This window comes from Campylobacter sp. US33a (assembly GCF_004378855.1).
Taxonomy (GTDB): Bacteria; Campylobacterota; Campylobacteria; order Campylobacterales; family Campylobacteraceae; genus Campylobacter_D.
This window is the reverse complement of sequence record NZ_RYYL01000035.1, coordinates 1-614: the sequence shown is the minus strand read 5'-3', so window position 1 is coordinate 614 and position 614 is coordinate 1. Positions and strand designations below refer to the sequence as shown.

Annotated in this window: 2 protein-coding genes; both read right to left on the bottom strand. The window is 32.2% G+C overall.

Features of this window, described 5'->3' with window-relative positions; all coding sequences use genetic code 11:
• Positions 1-4: 4 nt before the first annotated feature.
• On the bottom strand, positions 5-133 hold the full coding sequence (locus ELQ16_RS10455; RefSeq protein ID WP_279586270.1) for a hypothetical protein: 129 nt from the start codon (positions 131-133) through the stop codon (positions 5-7).
• Positions 134-159: 26 nt separating this feature from the next.
• Positions 160-561, bottom strand: a complete 402-nt coding sequence (locus tag ELQ16_RS09785; protein WP_134239451.1) for a hypothetical protein — start codon at positions 559-561, stop codon at positions 160-162.
• Positions 562-614: the final 53 nt, after the last annotated feature.

Genomic DNA, 614 nt, shown 5'->3' with positions numbered 1-614 from the left:
TAAATTAGGACACTGCAACACATTTTGGTTGTTTTTTTGTTTTGATTTTGTTTTTCGAAAACTCTTTTGCAGACTTAAGCACTTCTTGATTTTCTTCAAATTTCACTTGATAATTTTGCAATTCTTTACTCATATCTTCATAAATTTTCTTCGCCTCATCTACCAAAAGATAGGTCTGGCGCTATTTTTATACTTTTCAAACTCCTTTTTAAAATTTTGCTTATAAATATTATTCACAGAATAAACTTGATAATATCTTGGATATTTAGTGGTCTTTATCATCTCTTGGGTGTCGTCATAATCTAAATCTTTTTGCACATAAACAATCTTAGAATTTGCACTGAAAGCATTCCGGCGTACATAATGCACGGTTCTAGGCTTTGTATATAAAGTGTAGTCTTTAAGGTATTTGTTAAAGCCTTTATAGTTTAAAAGATTTGTGATGAGCCTAACTTCTCCATGCTGAGTGCCATCGTGGGTGATATCTATGGAATTTCTAGCCCAAAATATTAGTTTATTTGCACGATTATCCACAATCACAGAGCCGATGCCAATTTTCATAAATAACAACCAAAAACAACAGCGAAAAGATATGGATCCTTTCTACACTTGCG

Coding starts and splice junctions, on each gene's coding strand:
- ELQ16_RS10455 (WP_279586270.1), bottom strand. CDS start 133: ATGAGTAAAGAATTGCAAAATTATCAAGTGAAATTTGAAGAAAATCAA.
- ELQ16_RS09785 (WP_134239451.1), bottom strand. CDS start 561: ATGAAAATTGGCATCGGCTCTGTGATTGTGGATAATCGTGCAAATAAA.